Consider the following 22,949-nt stretch of genomic DNA (forward strand, 5'->3'; position numbering starts at 1 on the left):
CTTGGTAGTGAAGGTGTTCAACACGTTGGACTATCAGGGCTTTAATTTCAAGGTAAGCAAGATGAATCAAGTGTGGGTAACTGGTGATGCTGTTGTCGATCTAATACCGGAATCTGAGACTTCTTTACTCAAATGTCCCGGTGGTGCACCAGCGAATGTCGCTGTAGCTATTGCTCGTCTATCTGGTAAGAGTGCGTTTTTTGGACGTGTAGGTGATGACCCATTTGGTCGCTTCATGCAATCAACGCTCGATCAAGAGGGCGTGAGCACGGAGTTTCTCGTTAAAGATCCTGAGCAAAGAACATCAACAGTGGTGGTGGATTTAGACGAGCAAGGTGAGCGCAGCTTTACGTTTATGGTAAAACCGAGCGCTGATCAGTTTATGTCTGTTGAAGACATCCCAAACTTTAAGCAAGGTGACTGGCTACACGTTTGCTCAATTTCACTGGCAAATGAGCCAAGTAGAAGCAGCACATTTGAGGCGATCAAAAGAGCAAAAGCCGCTGGTGGTTTCATTAGCTTTGACCCTAACTTGCGTGATGAAGTGTGGCAAGATCAATCAGAAATCCAAGCTGTCGTGAAGAAGGCTGTAGCGATGGCCGATGTGGTTAAGTTCTCTGAAGAAGAGCTTTTGTTCTTAACTGACTCAACATCGATGGCGCAAGGTTTACAACAAATAGCCGCTTTGAATATTGCTTTGGTCTTGGTGACACAAGGTGCGAAAGGTGTTTGGCGCGTCTTTGAAAGTCAGAGTGAGCTGATCACAGGTCAAGTCGTTAGTCCGATTGATACCACAGGTGCGGGTGATGCTTTTGTCGGAGGGCTACTGGCATGTCTGTCTCAGCATGACGATTGGAAAAATCATCCTGTTGTTAGCTCTGCGATTCAATGGGCAAATGGCTGTGGTGCATTAGCGACGACGCAAAAAGGCGCAATGACCGCACTTCCGACCCAGACAGAATTGCTGCAATTTATTGGGCAATGATCTCCAGATCCAATTTCAGTTGAGAAAAATTATGAGCTTAAACAACCGTTGGACTGTAGAGCAAAGATATCGCCGACTTGAGCAAATCCCTCAGTGTGATATCGAAGAAATGACACTTTCACGTCAGCAAGATAAAGGCTTTCCTAGTTTTCATATCGCCCCTAGATTTGGGCTGTTAAATGACCCAAATGGGTTGTGCTATTTCAATGGTGAGCACCACATCTTTTACCAGTGGACGCCTGTGGGACCAGTCCATGGAATGAAGTATTGGTACCACCTTTCTACTAAAGACTTCATCCATTTTACTGATCATGATGTGGGTCTTCATCCCGACCAAGACTACGATTCACATGGTGTCTATTCGGGCGGTGCTTTGGTGGAAAACAACAAGGCTTTGCTGTTTTTTACTGGTAATAAGCGTGACCAAAACTGGAATCGAATCCCAACACAATGTTTTGCCACCATGGATTCAGACGGCAACATTGAAAAGCACGGTGTGGTCATTGAGAACGAACATTACACGGAGCACTTTCGTGATCCAAAAGTTTGGAAGAAAGGCGACGACTATTTGATGGTGGTGGGTGCTCAAACCAAAACCGAGCATGGTTCAATGGCGCTCTATCAAAGTAAAGATTTGAAAACGTGGCTGCATAAAGGTCCAATTAAGACCAAGTTTTCTGACCTTGGGTACATGTGGGAGTGTCCTGATTTCTTTGAGATTAATGGCCAATCGGTGATGCTGTTTTCTCCACAGGGCGTGAGCAGTAATAATCCTTATGATTTCAAAAACATCTATTCTGTTGCGTATATCGTGGGTGAGCAGTTGAACCTAGAGTCGATGATTTTAGAAAACCACCAAGATATTTTGCAGCCAGATTATGGGTTTGATTTCTACGCCCCACAAACCTATTTAGATGAGAATGGGCGTCGCATTCTTATTGCATGGATAGGGTTGCCAGAAATCGATACACCATCGGTCACACACCAGTGGGCAGGAATGTTGTCTCTTCCTAGAGAACTAACGTTGAAAGATGGTTTTCTTGTTCAAACTCCACTCCTTGAACTGGAGAGTTTAAGAAAAGAAGAGGTGGTCTTTGCACAATCCCATACACTGGAAAGCACAAGTTGTTTGATCCAATTAGACCTTGAGGGCGATGGCTTTGAACTTGAGCTGAGTAACCTCAAAGGTGACAACATCGTCTTTAGTGCGACAGAGCACGAGTTTATGTTGGACCGTCGTCACATGTCTCATTTGTACGCAGAAGAATTTGGTGGTATTCGAAAAGCACCAAGATTGGACGCTAAGCAGACGATTGATATATATATCGACAATTCTGTCATCGAGATTTTCATTAATGGTGGCAAACACACGATGACCAGTCGTTTCTTTATTGATGACCTTAGTAAAGTAACGTTGATAGGGTTGGAACAAGCAAGGCTTTTCCCTTTGAAAGGTATAACTGGTTTGTTTGAATCAGCTAAGTAACGGTTTCGAATACATTAAAACGCCCTTCATTGATTTAGTGAAGGGCGTTTTTCTTTCTAACTATCTAACTTAACTGCCTATCACGTACGTAAGTGGTTTGAACTAGGGTATCCAAAACAACGTCACTCTTGGTGACTTTGAAGTTCAACGGTTGCTCCAAATCCCCAAACAGAGGTGCGCAGCCGAGTGTCGCTTACTCATCGTTGGCATCTCGAACCTAGTTCACATTATCGCGACGTTTTTACTTATAGCGTGAAAGAAAATCCCATAACCAAAGGTTCTAACTAAAAGAGATTGCAGGACTTTTATTTAGCGAATTCGACCTAATATCTTGAGTATGCCTAATCGCAGTTGGCGAAGAGGTGATGTTAATAATGCTTGCTGGCGCGTAAGACCCGTCAGTTTGAAGATGCATTCAAACACAATAAGGGAAAACAATGGCTAACGAATACATTCCACCAAAAGTTTGGACAAACGATAATGAAAACGGCGGTCAGTGGGCGAGCATCAACCGTCCGGATTCTGGCGCACGTCATGAGCAAGAGCTTCCAGTTGGTGAGCACCCATTCCAACTTTACTCAATGGGTACCCCAAATGGTCAGAAAGTGACGATCATGTTTGAAGAGCTTTTAGCGGCAGGCGTAACGGCAGCAGAATACGATGCGTACCTGATTAAGATTGGCGATGGTGACCAGTTTGGCTCTGGCTTTGTGGCTGTTAACCCAAACTCTAAAATTCCGGCATTGGTTGACCGTTCGGGTTCTGAGCCAGTGAACGTGTTTGAATCTGGCAACATCTTGTTTTATCTAGCAGAGAAGTTTGATCATTTCTTACCAAAAGAAGGCGCTAAGCGTGCTGAGGTAATGAACTGGTTATTCTGGCTGCAAGGTTCTGCGCCATATCTAGGCGGTGGTTTTGGTCACTTCTACGCGTACGCACCAGAGAAGTTCGAGTACCCAATCAACCGCTTTACAATGGAAGCAAAACGTCAGTTAGATGTATTAGACAAGCGTCTTGCGAACAATGAATTCCTAGGTGGCGATGAGTACAGCATCGCTGATATCGCAACATGGCCATGGTACGGCAACCTTGTGTTGGGTCGTGCTTACGATGCGGCTGAATTCTTAGACGTAGAAAGCTACAAAAACGTTGTGCGTTGGGCAAAAGTAATTGATGAGCGTGAAGCGGTAAAACGTGGTCGAATTGTGAACCGTTCATGGGGTGAAGAATGGGAGCAGTTACCTGAGCGCCACAGCGCAGAAGATATTGATAAAGTATTGAAACTTAAACCATAAGCAATCTTGGCCTAGCTACGTCAAATGAGTTTAGTTTTATTTATGCTTATACAGTGACCTTAATCAAATCTATAGCGCACCATATACGGTGCGCTATTTTTATTCTCATTTAGTCTCGAAATTCTAATTTATATCACCTATTGAAGAGCATTTAGTTCGTAGATGAATCTTTAATGTATTTATATGTTATGATGCAAAACAAAGCTCATATTTCCATGTTAAATATGGACTGGTTATACTTCTTTCTAATAATTAAATTATTTAAAAATTATAAACCGATTTTATATCCATTATAAATGAAATTAATGATAATTAATATTTGACATAACCACTAAATTTATGTGGAATATGCGGGTTGATTTGTTTTGAAGAAATAAAATTAATTTCTAGTACTTTTATTTAAGACAAGCTTAGCTTTTAGCGATGTTTAATTATTAATGCTTATATCATGAAAGAGGATATGTATGATGTCGTCGTTTGAGTCGTATTGGGTTGGGGTACGTCAAAGAATAGCTACACAAACCCAAGGTAACCGCAGTTTAAAGTCTCTAGTCATTAAAAAGCAGCGTGTGAACTTAAATAACAGTGGGTTATCCTTTCGCGCTAAGTCCGGATGCCTTATCCCTCACTGTTATACCAAGTTCTCTGATGAGATAAACCTAAAAACATCGAAAAAATCGTCTCTTAGTTTTAAAAAAGGAAAGCTGTATTTTTCTCCGATTTAATAATAAATAAAATTTACATAAATTATAATCTGAGGTTTTTAAATTTATCGATAATTAATTGCGATTTTATGATGCGTTTTCAGTATGTTTTCTTGGTAAGTAATTAGCTGGGCTTATTGTTGATTGTTTTTGTTGTTTCCTATTTAGATATGGATAAAAGCTCAACTACTTTTCCTATACCAACTTACTCCCTGAATTGACTTGCGCGCTTTTTCTCCCCTCTCAAAAAACATAGCGTTACGGAATTATTTTCGCTCCTGTTTCATTCTTCAAGACGAAAGCTCTACCTACCTCTCATTATTTTCGACAAACATTGAGTAAAAGTAACCAATCGTAACAAGGTGGCTGTAACTGAGCGCCGTTTCAATATACTCGTTTTTTAACTAGGTAATCCCGCGCTTTGAATTCATTCGGGTACCGTTTGTAAGCCTTAAATGCTACTAAGATAAGATGTCATGATGAGAAAAAGTACTATATTACACACAGTGTTAATTACAGGGTTCGCTGCTGTATCCTCGTTGGCTTATGCTGCGCCTTCAGTTGTGCCAAATGCGCCGGAACTCAGTTCTCGTGGTTATGTTTTGATGGACTTCCATACGGGGAAAGTACTGGTTGAACGTGATGCCCACAAACGTTTAAACCCCGCGAGTTTAACGAAGTTGATGACTGCTTATGTAGCTGGTCAAGAAATTAATACAGGCAATATTACGTTGAATGATGAGGTTGTCATCAGCCGAAATGCTTGGGCAAAAAATTTCCCAGATTCTTCAAAAATGTTTATTGAAGTCAATACTTCCGTTTCTTTGTCTGACTTATACCGTGGTCTGATTGTTCAATCTGGTAACGATGCCAGTGTTGCTATTGCTGAGTATGTTGCGGGAAGTGAATCAGGGTTTGTGAGTTTGATGAATAGTTGGGCCGCCAAGCTTGAATTGTCTAACACGGCATTCACCAACCCTCACGGCCTAGACAGTGACGGTTTATATTCGACACCTTATGATATTGCCAAGTTGGGCCAAGCGATTATTCGTGACTTACCTGATATCTATCCGCTGTATAGCGAAACCTCGTTTACTTACAATGGCATCACTCAATACAACCGTAATGGCTTGCTTCGTGATCGTAGTATGAATGTCGATGGCATGAAAACTGGATATACAAGCGGTGCGGGTTATAGTCTAGCGACTTCTGCAATACAAGGTGATATGCGTCTGATTGCTGTAGTGATGGGAGCGAAGAGCGAGAATGTTCGTGAATCAGAAAGCAAGCAGCTGTTAAGTTATGGCTTCCGCTTTTACGATACGGTAATGCCGACTGAGGCGGGTGCGGAACTTGCGAAAGCTCGAGTTTGGATGGGCGAAAAAGACGAGCTTACTGTTGGCGTAGCTAACGATGTTTATCTCACTTTGCCAAAAGGAGATGTAAAAAATCTGCAAGCGGAAGTTGAATACAACGGTGATTTAGTTGCGCCAATTTCTGAGCAACAAGTGGTTGGTAAAGTGCTTTACAAAGTCGAAGGTAAGGTCGTAAATGAAGCCGAGCTCGTTGCATTGGAGTCCGTGGAGGAAGGCAGTTTATTCAAGCGAATTTTAGACTGGTTTAAGCAATTGGTCGCTAGCTGGTTCTAAACAGTAGCGAACTTCTGTCTATATCACTCTATCTTGTTAATGTTCTATTAAATCAATTTACTAAGGCGGCCAACGTGGTCGCCTTACGTTTTTGGAATACTCGTTGCGTTAAAACGCAGGCCTTCTTGTAAGGGTGTGTTTTACCTGACCAAGAGCGTTTTGTGTTTTTGGGTGCGAGAGAAAAGAAACTAGAACAAGAATGGAGTGACACGTGCACAAGATTTTATCTTTGACATTGATTTTATCGCTCATGGGCTGCGCTATGCCTTACCAGCAGGAGGTCGATAGCGGCCAATGTGTTGGAGTCATGACCTCTCAGGATGCATATGGTTATTTAAACCCAAACCATTACACGATGCAGGTACTCGCGCTAAAGCAAGAAAAAGATGTGAAAGATTATATTCGCTATATCGATCCTAAGCATCCGGTTTGGGTTAACTGGAAAAACAGCCGAGGCACGCGTTGGTATACGGTAACTGTTGGTGATTTTAAAACGAAACAGGATGCCTACAATGCGCTTTCTTCATTACCAAGCCGTGTAAAGCAGTCATCCCCGTTTGTGCTGACTTTTGCGGAAATGCAGCGTAAGCAACAAACGAGTGTTGTGAGAATGCGTTAGCCAACAAAAAACGGAAGCGATGGCTTCCGTTTTTGTATTTAGGAGTAAGCTTAAAGCGCCGCTAAAATCGTTTCTGCTTTGCTTGCTTCAAACTCTTTTGGCTCTTCAACGTTAAGCTTAGTCACTGTGCCGTTTTCAATGATCATCGCGTAACGTTGTGAGCGAATACCACCAAAGCCGCCTGTATCCATTTCAAGACCTAATGCTTTAGTAAAGCTAGCGTCGCCATCACCCAACATCAGAATCTCAGAAGCGTTTTGAGCTTCGCCCCACGCTTGCATCACAAATGCATCGTTTACAGAAACGCAAGCAATTAAATCAACACCTTTTGCCTTTAGCTCATCAGCTAATACCACATAGCCTGGTAGATGAGCTTCTGAACAGGTAGGGGTGAATGCGCCAGGTACAGCAAAGAGTACGACTTTCTTGTTCACAAACAGTTCTGTAACGTCGTGGTTAACCATACCATCGGCAGTCAACTCACTAAGAGTTGCAACTGGTAGAGCTTGGCCTTGTTGAATCATGATTCTATTCCTTTTTGTGTGCTAGTTTAGCTTTCTCAGTCTAGCGTTTATAAATGCGGTTAACCACAGAGTCTTTGTAGGGTTTTAATACCTACGCGTTTGACCTAAGGCGTGGCACTGATGCCTTTATTGCAACGCTTCGTGCTGGTTTACGTATTGGCTAACAAGGTGACGATATTTCGCCTTTAACTCGTTATCGATAAAGCTGGCATCAATCGCGTTCATTGTAAATTGGGCAAGTTCACTCTTACTCATTGGATGTGCGTTGTTGACGGCCAGAAAGTTATCCGTCATGTAGCCACCAAAGTACACAGGATCGTCTGAGTTAATCGTTACGGCGACACCTTTTCGTAGCAAATCCACAATATTGTGATCTTTCATATCGTCGAATACACATAGCTTAAGATTCGATAACGGACACACTGTCAGTGGCATTTGGCTTTCGATTAAGGATTCAACTAATGCTTCATCATCAACACAGCGAACACCGTGATCCACACGGCTCACGTAAAGCATTTCAATTGCATCGCTAATATTTTGTGCGGGGCCTTCTTCACCTGCGTGAGCAACGGTAAGTAAGCCTTCTTCTACTGCTTGTTTAAATACGCGCTTGAATTTAGCTGGCGGATGACCTTGTTCTGAAGAATCTAGCCCAACACCAATGATCTTATCACGGTGTTTCAGAATAGCCTGTAGGGTCTCTATGGCGCTCTCTTCTGAAAGGTGACGGAGAAAACACGCAATAATTTGCGAGGTAATGCCAAGTTTTTCGTGACCATCTTTTAGCGCGCGAGCGATTCCATTGATAACAGTGTCAAAGTCTATGCCGCGTTCTGTGTGTGTTTGAGGGTCAAAAAAGATTTCGGTATGAACAACGTTGTCTTCTTTACAGTGCAGTAAGTATTCCCAAGTGAGATCGTAAAAATCTTGCTCCGTACGCAGAACTCCCGCTCCTTGGTAATAGAGGTCGAGAAATGATTGTAAGTCTGTGAACTGATATGCGCTGCGTAGTTCACTCGGAGAAGAGTAAGGGATCTCGATGCCGTTTCGTTTTGCTAATTTGAATAAGAGTTCCGGCTCAAGTGAACCTTCGATATGTAAGTGCAGCTCTACTTTTGGAAGACCTTGAATAAATGCGTTCATATTCCACCTTATGTGTATTGTGGATGCAGTTACTCTAAGAATAGGTATAGATAGAAATAAATCGAACGCTATCACAAAGAGTAAGACCCACGATGATCTCAACTCTTCGTAATCAGCACTTTGCGGGAACTGGTAGAGACCCCCAAACCATATCATTGGGGTTATACGAAGCAAACGAGAGGGATTATACGCAAAAATATCGCTTTGGCTATACGCAAATAACCTAGCTGTCATTAGTCACGGGGTTTCCTGTGAGCGAAACGACTATTTGCAAGTCACTTGAGTATAGAGGAGCCAGTTGTTTTTGCGTGTGTGAGAGGCACGTGTAATTAGAAGAGTAGTCTAAAAGAGTGGAGATTCGTTTGAGCACAGGTAGGTGGCGGTACCTTGCACAACGATAAAGGCAGAGAAAGCACTAGAGAGCATTTATAGATCGAATAACTTATCAAATTCTCTTTGTTCCATAATGTCTTCTATGCGGCGTCGAGTTTTCTGCTTTATCGCCGCCGCGTTTTGTTCAGACTCTTTTTTGTCTTTTTCTGACTGCTTCTTACTTTTTCTAGCCATTGGATACCTTCCAAATTAGTTGCATTATCCATTAATGCATGAAAACTGAATCAGTTAACAGTAAAACTTCCTAACTTTGAACCTGAATCACAGAGAATAGTTCCAGATTGCGTTTTCTCACAATATTCAAAATCGATCATGAAGCTATGAGAAAGAAGTTTCGGTAATACGTGCCTTCGTAAAATATCACCATTTAATTGATGTATTTTAGCGTTCCAAGAGGTTTGAGGTTGTTCTAAATTAAATTCAATTTCTAACATTTATTCTCCTGTTTTTTAGTGATTTTCTCTTTGTTAAGTAATTGATACCAATGCCTTTGACGGCCAGTTCTTTTTGAGGACATGATTTTTCCTATAAATAATAAATTAAGCAGTACTATTCAGTTTATTTTAGATAGCACAAAGCAATGCCTAAAATTAGGCTGAGTGATTGATGAAAGAATATTTTTGAAGGAGAGAGGTTTGGTGCAGCATGGGCATGCTACACCAAGAAAAGCAGTCTTATAGAGGAGTTACTTCAGTCGCTTGAGGACCTTTTTTACCTTGCTCTACATTGAAGCTTACTTTCTGACCTTCAGTCAGTGTTTTGAAACCGTCAGAAACGATAGCGTTAAAGTGTACGAATACATCTTGGCCGCCGTTGTCTTGAGATAGAAAACCGAAGCCTTTAGTTTCGTTAAACCATTTTACTGAACCAGTTACTTTAGACATAAAAATACCTTTGAATTAAACATTAAAATTATGATTTGTTTTGTGGATCTTTTCTAAGCTATTGAATGTTCAATCAAGAGGAAGTTGTACGCAGGTGTCTGAATTGGGGATTCAAGATTTTACTGAGAGGAAACTTAAACTAAATGTTGCATTAACAGCTCTCTTCTAAGAGCCAAGGCACACTATACACCTTGTTTAGAAAATAGCTACATTTATTTTAGATAAATTAAATGTGCTCATTATTAACTCGATAAATTGTATTGTTCGAAAAAGTTGAATAAGTAGAACGAATAGTATGGCTCATAATTTTAGCTCATCAACCTAAAATAGAACCTTATAGATAGCCATAGATTAAACATGCGATTTGCAAGCGGTCACAAAGATAAACTAGGAGAACTAGTATGAGTACATTCAGAGAAATTCGTCAGCTTATTCCTGCGCAACCTACTGCTGATGGTGATGGAGTGAAAATTCGCCGAGTAGCGGGTTTCAATCATGCTAGTTTTTCTCCATTTTTGATGATGGATGAACTCAAATCAGAAGACCGCGCTGACTATATCGGCGGTTTCCCTCCGCATCCGCACCGAGGTATTGAGACGCTTACTTATATGTTGAAAGGTCATTTCCAGCATCGTGATCATATGGATAATGTTGGTGAGCTTCGTTCCGGTGGTGCACAGTGGATGGCGGCAGGAAGAGGCGTCATCCATAGCGAAATGCCTATTATGAAGGAAGGCGAATTGCATGGTTTCCAAATTTGGATTAACCAGCCTGCGAAAAATAAGATGCAGCCAGCTCAATATCATGACTTTCAACCTGAAACGATCACTGAGTTTGATACTCCGAATACGGGGGTTGTACGTTTGGTTGCGGGTCATATGACTATAAACAACGAACGAATTCAGGGGCCGCTAACAGAGACAGGTGTTGCTGCCACGGTAGCCGATTGGAGAGCGATGGGGGGGCAAGCTTTGAATTTGAACACGGATCAAGACAACAACATGATGCTCTATGTCTATAAAGGTCGTATTCAATTAAAAGGTCGTGAGATCAATCAAGGCGAAATGGCCATTTTATCGAAAGGTGAATGGGTTGAATTGCAGGCCGAAAAAGAGAGTGGTGCACTGATCTTTATTGGTGAGCCAATTAATGAACCCGTGGTGCATTATGGCCCTTTTGTCATGAATAGCATGGAAGAGATAGAACAAGCCATCCAAGATTACAACTCTGGGTTGTTTGAAACTTACTAGTTTGGACTGCCTACTCGCTTTTTCAGTTAGCGAGCAAATTAAAACAGTTTTGAGCCTGAATATTGGGCTCGACCAGAAGCAAATACGATAATCCACTGCCATCGAATTTGCGTTAGCCACGTTTAATCCACGTGGCTTTTTTCTACTTCTGACTCCATCGTATGATGGCTTCCTTTCCTGCTTCAATTCCTAACTCATAAGCATGACGCAGTGGTGCTGGCGATCGACTCAGCCGTTTCAACTTGAATGTTTCAGGAGGACACACTTGAATGATTTCGATACCAGGTGGTGGGTTGTTGATCAGCGCTAAGGTCTGATTGTAGCGAACTTCACGTGTCAACATCGGTTCAATTAATCCGGGCGTTTCTTTCAACATCCTCTTAGTTAGGGCGCTGAATCTTCCTCTTGGCTTTTGATAGCTTGCGGGCTGACTGCGTAAAACCATAATCTTTTTGGCTCCTCGCTTTATTGCTTCTGCAACAGGAAGTGCGTCTGAGACGCCACCATCAACGTATTGAATTCCGTTCAGTGATACGCCATTTCGGTAAAGTACAGGCAGTGCGCTGCTGGCTTTCATTGTTTCTGCCAAGTCGTCGACATCAGGAAGGTGGTACTCCGCTTGCCCATTGTCTTGACGCGTCACGCCTAAAAAGAAAGGTCGTGAATCAGCTTTGAGCGCAGATTTATCGATGCCAAGTTCTTCGAGGGTGACATTCCACATCCAGTCTAAGTTCATCATATCACCACCACGTAGAAGTTGAGATGGAGAGATAAATTCTTTTCTTAAGCTGTAATCGAGGTAGATTTTTAAGTTACGTCCGGGCATTTTAGCTAAGTAGGCAGCCAAGTTGCTAGCACCCGCAGACACTCCCCAAAAGCTATCAAATGGAGAGAACTCGCTAGCAAGAAAATGATCGAGTATGCCGCATGAAAATACGCCTCGCATGGCTCCACCTTCGACAATCAATGCTCGAGAGCCTACTTTTTCCATCACTTCGCTCCACTCTTTATCAATCGGATAATCGCTTGCAGCTTAACGCATAATGGTTTTATACCCAAGTGGGCCAAAGGTCTAGGTTGCGTTCCTTTGAATAAAAAGGGCATCAACGGATGCCCTTGTCACTTTTAGCCTATGGAATTGCGGGTAATTGAGTCGCTAATTTAGTGAAGGAGACCGAGCCAACTAACCCCCTTACATAGAGCCATACCTGTAGTCCCATACTGATCGTTGTTGGAATAGTTTGATGATCACTTGTTAAATAGGCATACAAACCCTATCCAGAGCGTTGTAAGCAAAAGTAATGGGGTGAATACTTTCTGGATAGAAGCGCCATCAGTTAAATTGTAAATTTTGATGGATTCATTATAAAACGCTCGTTTGAACTCTTTGAAGCTAATGTCGCTCTTTGCATGCGACTGTTCATAGTGCTGGTGCGCAGCGTCCGATAGCTGGTATTCCAAGTCTTGGAGCTCGTACTCCTTGTTAAAAAACGCATCCCAAGCCGAAAGGCGGGCTATCGTTTTAGGAGATGGATCCCCATTTAGTTTCTCTAGACGTTTAGCATAAGCTGCTTGATATTTATCCACGGTATATTCCTGTCTGAATAGACGTTGAGTTAGAACATATGTAAAAAAGAAAAATAAGTAATAAAAGGTTTTTTACGTTCTATAACTGTGATAAATGCTAAAAATTTCAATGCTCTAGCACTCCGATGTCGCAAATGATATTGATGGAATTGCTCTGCGACAAATAAAATAATTACTCTAGATAACAACGAATTTTTGTTGTTTTTTTTAAAAACTGATCATGAGATTGAGTGGGGATTTTTACCGAGAAGAATTTCGCTACTGTAACTGTCTATATTTACTCAAAAAGAGAAAATCTTAGAAGCTTTCTTTGATTGATGTGAGATATTTTAGGTCGAAAAGCATTAATTTTGGCTATGCTTATAGTTCGTCTTTTTTGTTGTTGAACTCTACTTCGAGGGGGAAAGAACCCATATTTCGAGCATAGGATAGCTCGCTTTTTCGTTACGTCGTTCTTGGAGTTTGAATCAGTGACGACGCTATGAGTCTAGCATCTTGAACTCACTTGGGTGTATTGATTAATTATAAAAGTAAAGCAGTGCTGAGCTAGGATAAACTTCAACGTAAAGGTGACGGTATGAATATACAATCAGCCATTATTGAATATGCGATAGCGATTATAGGCTTACTTTTGACGGGCGTTACCCTCTGAGCATGACTGCCCAGAGGATAGAAAGCGCATTAGCTTTTTGCTAACGATTGATGTTGTATCGAGCCATTGCAGCTTCTTCTGACGATACAACCGTTTTACCAATTGGTGCGAGTGAAATAACCGCTAGCTTGAGGTGTTGGAGCGCAAACGGAATGCCGATTATGGTGACAAAGCATGCTGCTGCAGAAAGTACGTGACCGATAGCTAACCAAAGGCCTGCAAATACAAACCAAAGGACGTTACCAATAACGCCGAGCGGACTCGTGCCAATGTCCATTTCATTGGTCAATTCATCGCGTGAGATGGCCTCTTTACCGAATGGGAAAAAGGAAAAATTACCCATAACGATACACGCACGCCCCCAAGGTATTCCGATGATGCTAATAAAGGCCAAAATACCAAAAAACCACCATAGCAACCCCATAAATACGCCACCAAATACAAACCAAATGATGTTACCAAGTGTTCTCATTCTATTTCCTTTATTCTTGAATGTGATGATTCAGATACCTGAGAGCAGCGTAAAACAAATCTAAACCGTCTGTTTTGTCGATGTGTGCTTTTGTGCCCTCATTCACCTGATTGATAGAATAATCGCTATAGTCTTAACAGAGAATGAATGCCTTCCCTAAGGCAAGTCTTTTTAGTATAGAGCGTAATACTCAATCAAGCATATAGCCAAGAATCGCATTATCTAGAGACAACTTTCTCGATATATTGACAAATTTGCTCTGCCAATCGATGGCTGGCAATGTTGCGTTTTACTACTTCATTAGCAATATTTCCAGACTCAACGACGCCAAACCAGTCGAGCAACATCGAATGGAAACCTTTACTCGTCAGCATTGGCGTCCAGTCTTTCAAATTGATTTTTTGCTCTTGGTTAGCTTGCCATAGTTTGCCTTCAACGAAGGAGTCGAACTCAACTGCCTTGTTTGCATAACAAGCTTGAACGCGCTCTGTAGTGATACCGAAGTGGCGATTCATCGAGGCGTGGAGCAAAGTATCTCCATGTTGCCACTGAATATCTAAACGCGCCAACTGACTACCTTCAAGTTGATGAGTTACATAAGCATCTTTTAGATCGGCTTTGGCTGTGACGTTAACGCTGTCTAATGGGTGAATAAAATCATCAAATATAAAGGTACGAACATCCCCCGGTAGTTGGTGACGGTTCTTTTCCCAGCGTAGCGACTTTAAGTCAGATATGTTGCCTTGCTGCACTTGTGGCATATGTTGGTTGTAAAGTGGAATGTGACGACGGTTAAAGCCCACATAGAGTGGCTGTCTCTCTTTTGCGGCAATGTCGTACAGCTTTTCCACGTCATCAGCACTGTTCGCTAATGGTTTGTCGACAAAGGTTGGAATTCCATGCTGCAGAAAAAATGCCGCTATTTGAGGGTGTACGCTTGTTGCCGCATGAATCATGACGGCATCGACGCCAAAGTGCAGAAGTTGTTGGTAGTCCTGGCAGATCTCTGAGATTCGATACTGCTTAGCCAGGCTCTCAAGTGTGTTTGGGTTGCGGGTACAAAATACAAGTTCGATATTTGGAAGCTGAGTGATAACAGGAAGGTATGCTTTCTGAGCGATATCCCCTAGACCAATAATACCAATTTTCATCCTAGTCCTTATCTCGATGTATGGAGCGCGGACTGTCAGTATAACGCTTGGCGCGGCGATGAGTTTAAATACCTTGTTAGAAAAAGCCTGATTCACACTTTGAGCCAGGCTATATTGAATGATTTAGGAAACGGCTCGGCAGGCTTTGAATATATCTAACTTGCTATCGTAGGCTTGAGTTTGTACATCCATAATGCCTAATAAAGAGTGGAACACGTTATCATGTGAGTATTGGCCTGCATTCTGTGCTTGTTTATACAAACAGTCGGTATTGATCTGCTTCGCTTGTTTAAAGCCCGAAGACAGCCACATAATCAAAGGAACGCGTTTTTGGAAATCTGGTGCAAGGCCATAAGGCATACCATGTAAGAACAATCCGTTTTCGCCTAGTGACTCACCGTGATCCGATATGTAAATTAGCGCGGTATTATACTCAGACTCTAACGCTTTAAGTTTTTTGATGGTTTCTGCCAATACAAGATCGGTGTAGCGTATTGTATTGTCATATGTGTTCACTATTTGTTCGATGCTACAGTTTTCGATATCTGCACGTGGACAGTCTGGTTTAAAGAAGGCGTTGTCTCTTGGGTAACGCTGAAAGTAGGTCGGACCGTGGCTTCCTATAAGGTGCATGGCGACCACTCGGTTACCGTGCATATCCGCGACTTCCTGATCAAAATGATCTAATAGCGCCATGTCGTAACAAGTTTGGCCATTACACATAGGGCTTACTTGCTTTCGATCCACTTCGATTTTCTTGATCTTGTGGGCTACTTCTTTATCCCCACCGTCATTTTCTTTCCAAATGAGGTCAACCCCGGCGCGCTGCATTATATCGAGAGCATTGTCCTGGTTATCCGCTTTGGTGCGTTCAAACTCGTTTCGCGTGAGCTGTGAAAACATACAAGGCACAGATACAGCAGTCGCGGTGCCACAAGATGCGACGTCTTGAAATGAGATAACATCCAATTTACTAGTATAAGGGTTTGTCTCTCGTGTATAGCCATTGAGTTGGTAGTTCTGCGTTCGAGCGGTTTCTCCTACGACAAAAACCAGTAGTGTTGGTTTGCGCTGTGCTTGCTGTACGGCGCTATCTGACTGCTTTGCATCTGTGCCGATTTCTCGATATGGCTCTGGCGTGGTGAAATATTTCTCCTTCACATACCCGGTCGCGCTGTAAACGAACTGGGTGGGTATGATGATTTTTTTTAGGTGGCTATTGTTGCGCCCTACAGATGCGTAGTCTTGATAGTACACGCTGGCAATGACGGCGATGACAGCTAGCGACGACAGCATCGATACTAATTTGGTAACAGAGAAGTACAGTAATTGGTGACGTTGAGATTGCAGCTTGACCTTAAAGACAATTATCGCTGGGATAACTCCCATAATCAGCGTCCAAATTACAGAGTGAGCACTCAGGTAAGAACTCGCCTCGCTCGAATCGGTTTCAACAATATTGGCAATCATTCCAGAATCGAAAAGTGTGCCATAGTTATAGCTTGCGTAGCTCACCATACTTGAAACAATGATTAAAATTATAAAGAACGGCTTGCCGATCCAAGGCCAACTAAATAAATTAAAAAGGAAATTGAGCGCGGCAAGAAAGAAAATTGGTATTGTGATAATAAATCCAATCTTGACATTATCTAAGTGTGTAAAGATGCCGATCAGTTCTTTATAAATAGGGATATTTACGACGAGAGCGAAATACAGCGCCAACAGGAAAGTAAAGGTAACGTAAGAGATACCTCTCTGTTGTAAATCATGTGTCTTCATAATGAGTGTCTTGAATAAAAATTAGAGCAAGAACGAAGCCCAAATAAAAAGGGCAAGAGTTAACGCAACAAATACTGCTGCTGAGCCAATATCTTTGGCTCTACCACTGAGCTCGTGCCAGTCATCGCTAACACGGTCGACAACCGCTTCTACGGCGGAATTAATGAGTTCTACGATCAATACCAAGAACAGGCTACTGATCATCAGCACTCTTTCGTATGTGGTGACAGGAAGGAAAAAAGCACAGACGGAAAGCACCAAGGCGAGAATCAATTCTTGTCTAAAAGCGGCTTCGTGTGTCCATGCGGCTTTCAATCCTTGAAATGAATAGCCGGTCGCATCCATGACACGGCGTATACCTGTTTTACCTGGCTTCAAAATATGACCTTACTATTTAAGCATTGGGATGGAACACATATCCCAGAGAGGTAACGAGATTAATCGTTACAGCGTGAAACATTTGTGAATAGAATCCATCGCGCGATAATTTAAGAAAAGTGCTTATTTAATCAAGATCGTAGACGGTATAGCCTTTGTGCTGGAGGCATTTACGCAATACGAGAGATTGAGTTTTGGTTGAATCATTTGTTGCACTCAAAGCACCAGCTCCAGCTCCTACAGCACCGCCGGCCGCAGCACCGACAGCCGCTCCACCTAATCCGTCTTCTAGCGCACCAGCAGCTGCGCCGATCAATGCGCCTGTAACTGCCCCATTAGTGGCTTCAGATTTCGCTGCCTCTGATTTGTCGACATTTTCTGCATAGCCTTGGCAGTAAAGAAAGTCTTGTTCATATGTACTAGGGTCGACATTGGTCATGTCGACGACAGGTTTTTGGTTGTAGGCGCAAGCTGTAAGCGTAGAAGTAAGCGCCATAATCAGGATAAAAGATTTATACATGAGTACTATCCATTTAGTGTGTGAATCTTATGGATTAAATGTACACTGTTTTATTGTTGGGCTCTGTCGCTTGAGTGTATTGAAGTGTCGTCTTCTGTAAACGGGGTAGGAAGGTTAAGTTAACTGTCTGATTTTTTGAGGCTAAGTGTGAAGCAAGCTCCTCCAAGTGGGCTATGGCAAATCGAAACTTCTCCACGTTGAAGCTCCATTATCTGTCTGACAATCGCCAAACCGAGCCCAAACCCGCTCGTCTTTTTGTTGCGAGATTCATCCGCGCTGTAAAATGGTTCGAATAGATGAGGCCAATGCTTTTCTTCAATACCTATGCCATCATCATGAACATTGATGAAGCAGCGGTGCTGATCGTGTTTTATCTCTACTAAAATCTGCTTATCTGCGTATCGCATTGCATTGCGCAGCAAGTTATCTAAGGCTCGCTTTAACAATTTTGGGTCAGCAAACGCAAGAACGTTTTCTGAGTTTACTTCTTGAAGCGAGATAGCGAGCGTAGTCTCTTTTTGCCATCTCTGTCGTAACTCTTTGACTAAGTTGAATAGGACGACTTCTTCTTGAGTTTGTAATGCTGTGTCAGGACGCTCCATCTTTGCGTAGTAAAGCAATTCTTCAACCATTTCTTCCATCTCGTCAATGTCTTCGACGATACTGTAAACATACTTTTTCTGTTGTTCAGTTAAGGTTGAATCCGATAACAAATCTGCTTGCCATTGTAAGCGGAAGATTGGGGTACGCAATTCATGTGCAACGGCGTTAGTTAGCATTTTATTGCTAGTGATCAAGCGAGATACTTTATCGGCCATCGTGTTAAAGCTTTTGTTTAACGTCCCAACAGACTTAGCGCTTGAGGTACTAGCTCGAGCCTTGAAGTTACCTGAGGCAAACTCAACGGTCACTCTCTCTAGCTCTCGAATCCGACGGCTTAAGAACCAGATCAACAATATGCAATACAGAGCAAATCCAGCTAAAAAGAACAACCAAACGATATTGTCATCAAAGTTGGCAGCTTTAACCACAGGACTATTCGGATTATCGCTCATTTTAAAGATAGGCGTGCTCGCATCTAGGCGGAACCAGATATCCCTTTCTTCATCGTAAGCGACGTTAACGGAGGTATCACTTTCAAACGCCTTTTTGATGTCTGTTGGAAGCTCTTCAAGCGTATGAGGCACCAACAAACGATGGCTTGATGTGGCAAATTGTTCCAACTGTTGTTGAGTATATTCTAATCCGTGTTCTTTATAGATAGGGTAGATCAGATCGTGAAAAGCTTGACCCTCATGCTCTTGTAATAGGTAGTCATAATCTGTGTTGATCTCATAAACTAAGAACTCGTATCCCCACAAGCTAGCCATAAACAGAATGATAAGGCCAACAAAGCTTTCCAGATAAATCCGTCTCATTATTCATTCCATGCATCAGGCATAAATAGGTAGCCTTTGCCGCGAACGGTAATGATTTTTTGTGGTGAGCAAGAAGCATCGCCTAGCTTCTTTCTCAGTGTCACTATGCGATTATCAATGGTGCGGTCTGTTCCATCGTATTCAATACCACGTAGTGTTTTGGTCAGCCACTCACGTGATAGTGTTTTTTCAGCATGCGTAGCAAGAACCCACAACAAATCGAACTCGCCGTCTGTCAGCGCAATTTCTTCTTGGTTCATTACGCACGATTTACGCAATCGGTTTAAACACAGAACACCAATTTGTAGGCCGTTTTCGGACTCGGTAGGCGCCGCCTCTTTTCTTCTTAATAGCATGCGAATACGAGCCAGCAATACGCGAGGTTTGATGGGTTTAGTAACAAAGTCATCTGCGCCTATTTCTAATGCGGCGACATGATCGAAGTCATCATCACTTGCTGTCAGCATCAACACTTTGCCTTTGTAGCATTCTCGGATTTGACGACATACACTCAGACCATCTTGCCCGGGTAGCATCAAATCTAACAGCACCACGTCTGGTTGTGTGTCAATAATCGCATTGGGTGCGTCCGTCCCATTGTCGATACATTTGACCTGAAAACCTTGTTCAACAAAATACTCTCCCAACATAGTTTGTAATTTGGGATCGTCTTCCACAATGATTAGAGATGGTTTGATTTGTTGTGCGTTCATTTAAGTGATGTATACAATATTTAATATCAATGGAACTTAAACAAATTTACGAATTATTTCAAATAAAGCTTTCTCAGAATAAGGTTATCGGATGAGTTAACTGGATAAAATTGCCAATTAATGATTTAAATCTAATCACCAATCACATTTCGAGAGATGTAAAAAGGCGCAACGTTTGCGCCTAGGTATGGAATCTTAAAGCGAAATTACCGCTTATTCGGTGGTACATACGACGCTGTTGTCGCTGCCAAATGCATTTGGAACGTAAGCATCAGCTTGTGGGTCATTTTCCCACTTCGCGTCATCGAGCAAGTAACGGAACTGAACATTCTGCGCTTTAGGTAAGCGGGTTTTAAATTTAAACTGACGACTTTTCTTCACTAATTTCATCGGTTCTGGTTGCCAGTTGTTGAAGTCTCCAGCAATTTGGACAGAGTCCCACTGATCTTTATCTAGCTCGAACGTGACTTCGACTTCATCTTTTGTCTTAAAGAATCTCTTTTTAAGCATTGATCTTTCCTTGTTCGTACAAAAACTGTTCTAACTATTACTCGTGTTTCATAATGATTTCAAGTTTTATCGAATTGTTGCTGGTATCTGATGAGGGGAGTATCCGAACGGTGAATAGTTCGTTGTGCTGGTTTCGTGTACTGAGGGATCGTTAGAGAGAAAATTCACTAGCCTAAAATGGTCAAAGAACAGAGTTTGTTAGCGAGCCGAGAGTCCGTATCTTGAAGTCAAACCGTTATCATGTATTATCTTAAATCACCATTTTCCTTGATGTAGCTATGTTGAAGTTTAACCGTACATTGTTGACTGCGATAGTTTGCTTAGTTGCTATGCTTTTGAGTAGTGTCGCTCCTGTGGCGCAGGCTTCCGCTCCGATGAAAACAATTGAAGTACGCGATCTTATTGTTCAACAGGCTGCTCTGCACAAACAACTTGGCGTCAATGACGACTGCGTAGAATCACATCACGATGAGTCAGCCATCAATAAGGCACAACAATCTCACACGAGTTGTAGCTCTTCCTGCATGGTCAAAATTCCCGCCAACTTATCTCAAAACGACTTACTGCTTCTTCCTTATAGCCTTGCTTTGATTGATAGGCCTCTAGTCGAAAAAGTAGTGACAGTGATCACCAAGCTTTATCGTCCTCCGATTGTTTAATTCCTCATCTCAAATTACTTGGGGTTTACCCCTTTTTACCAAATGAAATGATTTGGCATTTGAATGCCACAAGGAAATAAACAATGAAAAAACTACTTGCCTTATGTAGTGCAATTTTACTGACTTTTACCGCTCATGCAGCGCAATTTGAAGAAGGGAAGCACTACAAAGTTCTGGATGTTAAGAAAGCATCGAAACCTGTTGTGACGGAATTCTTTTCTTTTTATTGCCCACATTGCTACAAGTTTGAGTCGCTTATTGAGCGTTTAAAACCTGCTCTGCCAAAAGAGGCAAAGTTTGAAAAGGTACATGTGGGGTTCATGGGCGGAGATATGGCGATTCCGATGGCCAAGTCCTACGCGACGATGGTGTCGCTCGGGGTTGAAGATACAATGATTCCTGCCATGTTTGCCCAAATTCATCAAAAGCGACAAGCGCCAAAAGACGAAGCTGAGCTGAAACAACTCTTCGTTGATAATGGCGTAGAAGGTAAGAAGTTTGATGCGGCTTACAACAGTTTCGCCGTAAACTCAATGCAGAAAGGTTTTGATAAGCAATTCTCTGCCAGCACGTTAAGAGGGGTTCCGGGTGTGGTTGTGAACAATAAATACATTGTTTTGGCCAACGAAATTCGTACTTACGACGAGTACAATCAATTAGTTAATTACTTATTGACGCTGTAACTATAAATAGCATTGAAGCTTAAAAATGGCGACAGTAGAGTCGCCATTTTTTATGCTTATCACACTCGTATTATCTAAGAACGCTTGTACATGCTTGAGTCGGAACACTAGTCATAAATATGGCATGCGGATAAAACAAGCTAGCAGCAGTGATTGCAACATTACATGGCTGAGCAATCGTAGTTTTAATCACATTGGTAAGCACGGCACCTGTATTATTTACTGTTTGAGCGGCGGCTTGTTGTGCCTGGTAAGACACGCAACCTGTCGTTGTATTGATCATCGCAGTGCTAAACAAAAGTTTGCGAAAAAACATATTCATATCCTTTGTGAATGCTTTGAATTACTTATATGTGGATTGATTCATAAATGAAACAAAACAGTGTTCAAAATATGTGTGCATTCACGAAATGAACATTGTTTTATAAAAAGACGTTTTTTTGTGATCTTAGTACTGGACAGACCAGGTTATGAAACTAAAGCCAATCCGTGCATTACGATTACGCCGAAGGTCAGTTTGCTCCTCATTCCTTGATATCCCTTGGGCTCGGCGTCTTGTTCGACTTTCCTCACGAGCTTTTCTGCATACCAAACAGCAAGATACCCAATTGCTAAGAGTAGGGTAGCGACCGCGTAATGTTTGTGGCCCTGCAGTAATGCGCCCCAAGCCAGTAAGACAAAAAGGTTGCTGAGAATTAATACATTTCGGCTAAGGCGGTGGTAGTAATGCTCAATGCCATTACCCCAAAGGATGCCAGATAAAAAACTTAATATAACGGCGCTATATGCGATGAAAAATTTCTGACCACTTAAATTGAAGAGTGAGATGTCAGTGAAAATCAGCCCTAAACTAAACACAAATGGAACCAGGCCTAAGTAACCGAGTTGTAGCATGGTTGAGCGTGTTGTCATGGTCGTCACCTTACAATTGTTGCTCTATCATATTGGTAAGCGTAGTACTTGTCGGTGATGTGGAGCTTGGAAAAGTAGCAATAACTTTACCTTCAGAGCTAATCAGAAACTTGTAGAAGTTCCATTTTGGTTTTATGCCTGCTTGGTTAGTAATTTGGTTGAAGACTGGGTTCGCATCTACACCTAATACTGAAGAGCGAGCCATCATTGGAAAGGTTACCCCGTAATCGAGATAACAGACTTTCGCAGTGTTTGTTTCGCTTCCTCTATCTTGTCGAAAGTCATTGCTCGGGAAACCGATAACGGTGAAGTTTTGGTCTTTGTAAGTTTGATAGAGGGTTTCTAACTGTTCGAACTGAGGAGTGAAGCCGCACTGGCTTGCTGTATTGACGACTAGTAGTGTCTTTCCCTTAAAGCTTTCGCATAGATCGACTTCTTCCGTTGAGTTTAACAACCTTTGCTTACCTTGAAGAATATCAGGGCACTCAGATGCAAGAGCAAGCGAATTCATGGAGAGAAAGCTAACGAGAGCGGCGAGTTTCAGTAATCCTTTCATGGTGTTGTTCCCCTTGTTTTCAATAAG

26 protein-coding genes, 1 pseudogene and 1 riboswitch are annotated in these 22,949 nt (G+C 42.2%); of the genes and pseudogenes, 8 read left to right on the forward strand and 19 right to left on the reverse strand.

The window, feature by feature from the left end:
* Positions 1-61: 61 nt before the first annotated feature.
* Complete coding sequence (locus R8269_RS01265) at positions 62-985, forward strand: aminoimidazole riboside kinase (protein WP_158155800.1); 924 nt, start codon at positions 62-64, stop codon at positions 983-985.
* A gap of 31 nt (positions 986-1,016) precedes the next feature.
* On the forward strand, positions 1,017-2,471 hold the full coding sequence (locus R8269_RS01270) for a sucrose-6-phosphate hydrolase (RefSeq protein WP_005373707.1): 1,455 nt from the start codon (positions 1,017-1,019) through the stop codon (positions 2,469-2,471).
* Positions 2,472-2,535: 64 nt separating this feature from the next.
* On the opposite strand, the pseudogene R8269_RS01275 reads toward R8269_RS01270, so the two are convergent.
* A pseudogene (locus tag R8269_RS01275) lies at positions 2,536-2,655 on the reverse strand (dihydrofolate reductase); the annotation flags it as partial.
* A 253-nt stretch (positions 2,656-2,908) separates the two neighbouring features.
* On the opposite strand from R8269_RS01275, the gene yghU reads away from it, so the two are divergent.
* The 3 genes from yghU (at position 2,909) to R8269_RS01290 (ending at position 6,738) form a co-directional block, all read left to right on the forward strand.
* Complete coding sequence (gene yghU, locus R8269_RS01280) at positions 2,909-3,766, forward strand: glutathione-dependent disulfide-bond oxidoreductase (protein ID WP_005373705.1); 858 nt, start codon at positions 2,909-2,911, stop codon at positions 3,764-3,766.
* A gap of 1,183 nt (positions 3,767-4,949) precedes the next feature.
* Positions 4,950-6,119 (forward strand): D-alanyl-D-alanine carboxypeptidase family protein, encoded by a 1,170-nt coding sequence (locus R8269_RS01285; RefSeq protein ID WP_031778835.1) that lies wholly within the window; start codon positions 4,950-4,952, stop codon positions 6,117-6,119.
* Positions 6,120-6,330: 211 nt separating this feature from the next.
* Entirely contained in the window at positions 6,331-6,738 is a 408-nt protein-coding gene (locus R8269_RS01290) for an SPOR domain-containing protein (RefSeq protein ID WP_005373701.1), read from the forward strand.
* Positions 6,739-6,788: 50 nt separating this feature from the next.
* Here the strand turns inward: R8269_RS01290 and R8269_RS01295 are convergent, their stop codons facing one another.
* The 5 genes from R8269_RS01295 to R8269_RS01315 form a co-directional block, all read right to left on the reverse strand.
* Positions 6,789-7,262, reverse strand: coding sequence for a peroxiredoxin (locus tag R8269_RS01295; RefSeq protein ID WP_248475686.1), 474 nt, complete (start codon positions 7,260-7,262; stop codon positions 6,789-6,791).
* Positions 7,263-7,388: 126 nt separating this feature from the next.
* Complete coding sequence (locus tag R8269_RS01300; RefSeq protein WP_005373696.1) at positions 7,389-8,405, reverse strand: adenosine deaminase; 1,017 nt, start codon at positions 8,403-8,405, stop codon at positions 7,389-7,391.
* A gap of 89 nt (positions 8,406-8,494) precedes the next feature.
* Positions 8,495-8,594, reverse strand: a riboswitch (purine riboswitch).
* Between the two features lie 237 nt (positions 8,595-8,831).
* Entirely contained in the window at positions 8,832-8,972 is a 141-nt protein-coding gene (locus R8269_RS01305; RefSeq protein ID WP_005373694.1) for a PA3496 family putative envelope integrity protein, read from the reverse strand.
* A 50-nt stretch (positions 8,973-9,022) separates the two neighbouring features.
* Positions 9,023-9,232, reverse strand: coding sequence for a hypothetical protein (locus R8269_RS01310; RefSeq protein ID WP_005373692.1), 210 nt, complete (start codon positions 9,230-9,232; stop codon positions 9,023-9,025).
* A 240-nt stretch (positions 9,233-9,472) separates the two neighbouring features.
* On the reverse strand, positions 9,473-9,682 hold the full coding sequence (locus tag R8269_RS01315; protein ID WP_005373691.1) for a cold-shock protein: 210 nt from the start codon (positions 9,680-9,682) through the stop codon (positions 9,473-9,475).
* 401 nt (positions 9,683-10,083) lie between these two features.
* Here R8269_RS01315 and R8269_RS01320 point away from each other — a divergent pair, with 401 nt between their 5' ends.
* Positions 10,084-10,932, forward strand: a complete 849-nt coding sequence (locus R8269_RS01320; RefSeq protein ID WP_318222433.1) for a pirin family protein — start codon at positions 10,084-10,086, stop codon at positions 10,930-10,932.
* A gap of 142 nt (positions 10,933-11,074) precedes the next feature.
* Here R8269_RS01320 and R8269_RS01325 read toward each other — a convergent pair whose 3' ends face one another.
* The 10 genes from R8269_RS01325 to R8269_RS01370 all read right to left on the reverse strand — a co-directional run bounded on the left by R8269_RS01325 (position 11,075) and on the right by R8269_RS01370 (position 20,112).
* Positions 11,075-11,923, reverse strand: coding sequence for a patatin family protein (locus R8269_RS01325; protein ID WP_054577745.1), 849 nt, complete (start codon positions 11,921-11,923; stop codon positions 11,075-11,077).
* Positions 11,924-12,180: 257 nt separating this feature from the next.
* Positions 12,181-12,519 (reverse strand): hypothetical protein, encoded by a 339-nt coding sequence (locus R8269_RS01330; RefSeq protein ID WP_193843604.1) that lies wholly within the window; start codon positions 12,517-12,519, stop codon positions 12,181-12,183.
* Positions 12,520-13,211: 692 nt separating this feature from the next.
* Complete coding sequence (locus R8269_RS01335; RefSeq protein WP_005373685.1) at positions 13,212-13,643, reverse strand: YccF domain-containing protein; 432 nt, start codon at positions 13,641-13,643, stop codon at positions 13,212-13,214.
* Positions 13,644-13,861: 218 nt separating this feature from the next.
* Positions 13,862-14,794 carry a Gfo/Idh/MocA family protein gene (locus tag R8269_RS01340; RefSeq protein ID WP_033906353.1) on the reverse strand — a complete coding sequence of 311 codons (933 nt, stop codon included), beginning with the start codon at positions 14,792-14,794 and terminating at the stop codon, positions 13,862-13,864.
* A gap of 123 nt (positions 14,795-14,917) precedes the next feature.
* Positions 14,918-16,573, reverse strand: a complete 1,656-nt coding sequence (locus tag R8269_RS01345; protein ID WP_170893114.1) for a phosphoethanolamine transferase — start codon at positions 16,571-16,573, stop codon at positions 14,918-14,920.
* A 21-nt stretch (positions 16,574-16,594) separates the two neighbouring features.
* Positions 16,595-16,951 (reverse strand): diacylglycerol kinase, encoded by a 357-nt coding sequence (locus R8269_RS01350; protein ID WP_017635149.1) that lies wholly within the window; start codon positions 16,949-16,951, stop codon positions 16,595-16,597.
* A gap of 127 nt (positions 16,952-17,078) precedes the next feature.
* Positions 17,079-17,471 carry a hypothetical protein gene (locus R8269_RS01355; RefSeq protein ID WP_033906355.1) on the reverse strand — a complete coding sequence of 131 codons (393 nt, stop codon included), beginning with the start codon at positions 17,469-17,471 and terminating at the stop codon, positions 17,079-17,081.
* A gap of 119 nt (positions 17,472-17,590) precedes the next feature.
* The gene (locus R8269_RS01360) at positions 17,591-18,889 is read right to left on the reverse strand and encodes an ATP-binding protein (protein ID WP_005373675.1); all 1,299 of its coding nucleotides are present in this window, start codon (positions 18,887-18,889) and stop codon (positions 17,591-17,593) included.
* Complete coding sequence (locus R8269_RS01365) at positions 18,889-19,602, reverse strand: response regulator (RefSeq protein ID WP_005373673.1); 714 nt, start codon at positions 19,600-19,602, stop codon at positions 18,889-18,891. Before R8269_RS01365 ends, R8269_RS01360 begins: the two co-directional genes overlap by 1 nt.
* Before the next feature lie 213 nt (positions 19,603-19,815).
* Positions 19,816-20,112 (reverse strand): isoamylase early set domain-containing protein, encoded by a 297-nt coding sequence (locus tag R8269_RS01370; protein ID WP_005373671.1) that lies wholly within the window; start codon positions 20,110-20,112, stop codon positions 19,816-19,818.
* Between the two features lie 278 nt (positions 20,113-20,390).
* Here R8269_RS01370 and R8269_RS01375 point away from each other — a divergent pair, with 278 nt between their 5' ends.
* On the forward strand, positions 20,391-20,771 hold the full coding sequence (locus R8269_RS01375) for a hypothetical protein (protein ID WP_005373669.1): 381 nt from the start codon (positions 20,391-20,393) through the stop codon (positions 20,769-20,771).
* An 83-nt stretch (positions 20,772-20,854) separates the two neighbouring features.
* Positions 20,855-21,454: a thiol:disulfide interchange protein DsbA/DsbL gene (locus R8269_RS01380; protein ID WP_137282779.1), complete on the forward strand. Its 600-nt coding sequence runs from the start codon at positions 20,855-20,857 to the stop codon at positions 21,452-21,454.
* Between the two features lie 70 nt (positions 21,455-21,524).
* Here the strand turns inward: R8269_RS01380 and R8269_RS01385 are convergent, their stop codons facing one another.
* From R8269_RS01385 to R8269_RS01395, 3 genes are all read right to left on the reverse strand, one after another.
* Complete coding sequence (locus R8269_RS01385) at positions 21,525-21,770, reverse strand: hypothetical protein (RefSeq protein ID WP_318222434.1); 246 nt, start codon at positions 21,768-21,770, stop codon at positions 21,525-21,527.
* 152 nt (positions 21,771-21,922) lie between these two features.
* Positions 21,923-22,366 carry a DUF3429 domain-containing protein gene (locus R8269_RS01390; protein WP_064376220.1) on the reverse strand — a complete coding sequence of 148 codons (444 nt, stop codon included), beginning with the start codon at positions 22,364-22,366 and terminating at the stop codon, positions 21,923-21,925.
* Positions 22,367-22,376: 10 nt separating this feature from the next.
* The gene (locus tag R8269_RS01395) at positions 22,377-22,922 is read right to left on the reverse strand and encodes a glutathione peroxidase (protein ID WP_033906358.1); all 546 of its coding nucleotides are present in this window, start codon (positions 22,920-22,922) and stop codon (positions 22,377-22,379) included.
* Positions 22,923-22,949 lie beyond the last annotated feature (27 nt).

It is taken from the genome of Vibrio sp. Vb0667, assembly GCF_033391095.1.

Excerpts from the sequence above, each read along its gene's own strand:
- R8269_RS01265 (WP_158155800.1), top strand. The coding sequence starts at position 62 with ATGAATCAAGTGTGGGTAACTGGTGATGCTGTTGTCGATCTAATACCG.
- R8269_RS01270 (WP_005373707.1), top strand. The coding sequence starts at position 1,017 with ATGAGCTTAAACAACCGTTGGACTGTAGAGCAAAGATATCGCCGACTT.
- yghU (WP_005373705.1), top strand. The coding sequence starts at position 2,909 with ATGGCTAACGAATACATTCCACCAAAAGTTTGGACAAACGATAATGAA.
- R8269_RS01285 (WP_031778835.1), top strand. The coding sequence starts at position 4,950 with ATGAGAAAAAGTACTATATTACACACAGTGTTAATTACAGGGTTCGCT.
- R8269_RS01295 (WP_248475686.1), bottom strand. The coding sequence starts at position 7,262 with ATGATTCAACAAGGCCAAGCTCTACCAGTTGCAACTCTTAGTGAGTTG.
- R8269_RS01300 (WP_005373696.1), bottom strand. The coding sequence starts at position 8,405 with ATGAACGCATTTATTCAAGGTCTTCCAAAAGTAGAGCTGCACTTACAT.
- R8269_RS01305 (WP_005373694.1), bottom strand. The coding sequence starts at position 8,972 with ATGGCTAGAAAAAGTAAGAAGCAGTCAGAAAAAGACAAAAAAGAGTCT.
- R8269_RS01310 (WP_005373692.1), bottom strand. The coding sequence starts at position 9,232 with ATGTTAGAAATTGAATTTAATTTAGAACAACCTCAAACCTCTTGGAAC.
- R8269_RS01315 (WP_005373691.1), bottom strand. The coding sequence starts at position 9,682 with ATGTCTAAAGTAACTGGTTCAGTAAAATGGTTTAACGAAACTAAAGGC.
- R8269_RS01320 (WP_318222433.1), top strand. The coding sequence starts at position 10,084 with ATGAGTACATTCAGAGAAATTCGTCAGCTTATTCCTGCGCAACCTACT.
- R8269_RS01325 (WP_054577745.1), bottom strand. The coding sequence starts at position 11,923 with ATGGAAAAAGTAGGCTCTCGAGCATTGATTGTCGAAGGTGGAGCCATG.
- R8269_RS01335 (WP_005373685.1), bottom strand. The coding sequence starts at position 13,643 with ATGAGAACACTTGGTAACATCATTTGGTTTGTATTTGGTGGCGTATTT.
- R8269_RS01340 (WP_033906353.1), bottom strand. The coding sequence starts at position 14,794 with ATGAAAATTGGTATTATTGGTCTAGGGGATATCGCTCAGAAAGCATAC.
- R8269_RS01345 (WP_170893114.1), bottom strand. The coding sequence starts at position 16,573 with ATGAAGACACATGATTTACAACAGAGAGGTATCTCTTACGTTACCTTT.
- R8269_RS01355 (WP_033906355.1), bottom strand. The coding sequence starts at position 17,471 with ATGTATAAATCTTTTATCCTGATTATGGCGCTTACTTCTACGCTTACA.
- R8269_RS01360 (WP_005373675.1), bottom strand. The coding sequence starts at position 18,889 with ATGAGACGGATTTATCTGGAAAGCTTTGTTGGCCTTATCATTCTGTTT.
- R8269_RS01365 (WP_005373673.1), bottom strand. The coding sequence starts at position 19,602 with ATGAACGCACAACAAATCAAACCATCTCTAATCATTGTGGAAGACGAT.
- R8269_RS01370 (WP_005373671.1), bottom strand. The coding sequence starts at position 20,112 with ATGCTTAAAAAGAGATTCTTTAAGACAAAAGATGAAGTCGAAGTCACG.
- R8269_RS01375 (WP_005373669.1), top strand. The coding sequence starts at position 20,391 with ATGTTGAAGTTTAACCGTACATTGTTGACTGCGATAGTTTGCTTAGTT.
- R8269_RS01380 (WP_137282779.1), top strand. The coding sequence starts at position 20,855 with ATGAAAAAACTACTTGCCTTATGTAGTGCAATTTTACTGACTTTTACC.
- R8269_RS01385 (WP_318222434.1), bottom strand. The coding sequence starts at position 21,770 with ATGTTTTTTCGCAAACTTTTGTTTAGCACTGCGATGATCAATACAACG.
- R8269_RS01390 (WP_064376220.1), bottom strand. The coding sequence starts at position 22,366 with ATGACAACACGCTCAACCATGCTACAACTCGGTTACTTAGGCCTGGTT.
- R8269_RS01395 (WP_033906358.1), bottom strand. The coding sequence starts at position 22,922 with ATGAAAGGATTACTGAAACTCGCCGCTCTCGTTAGCTTTCTCTCCATG.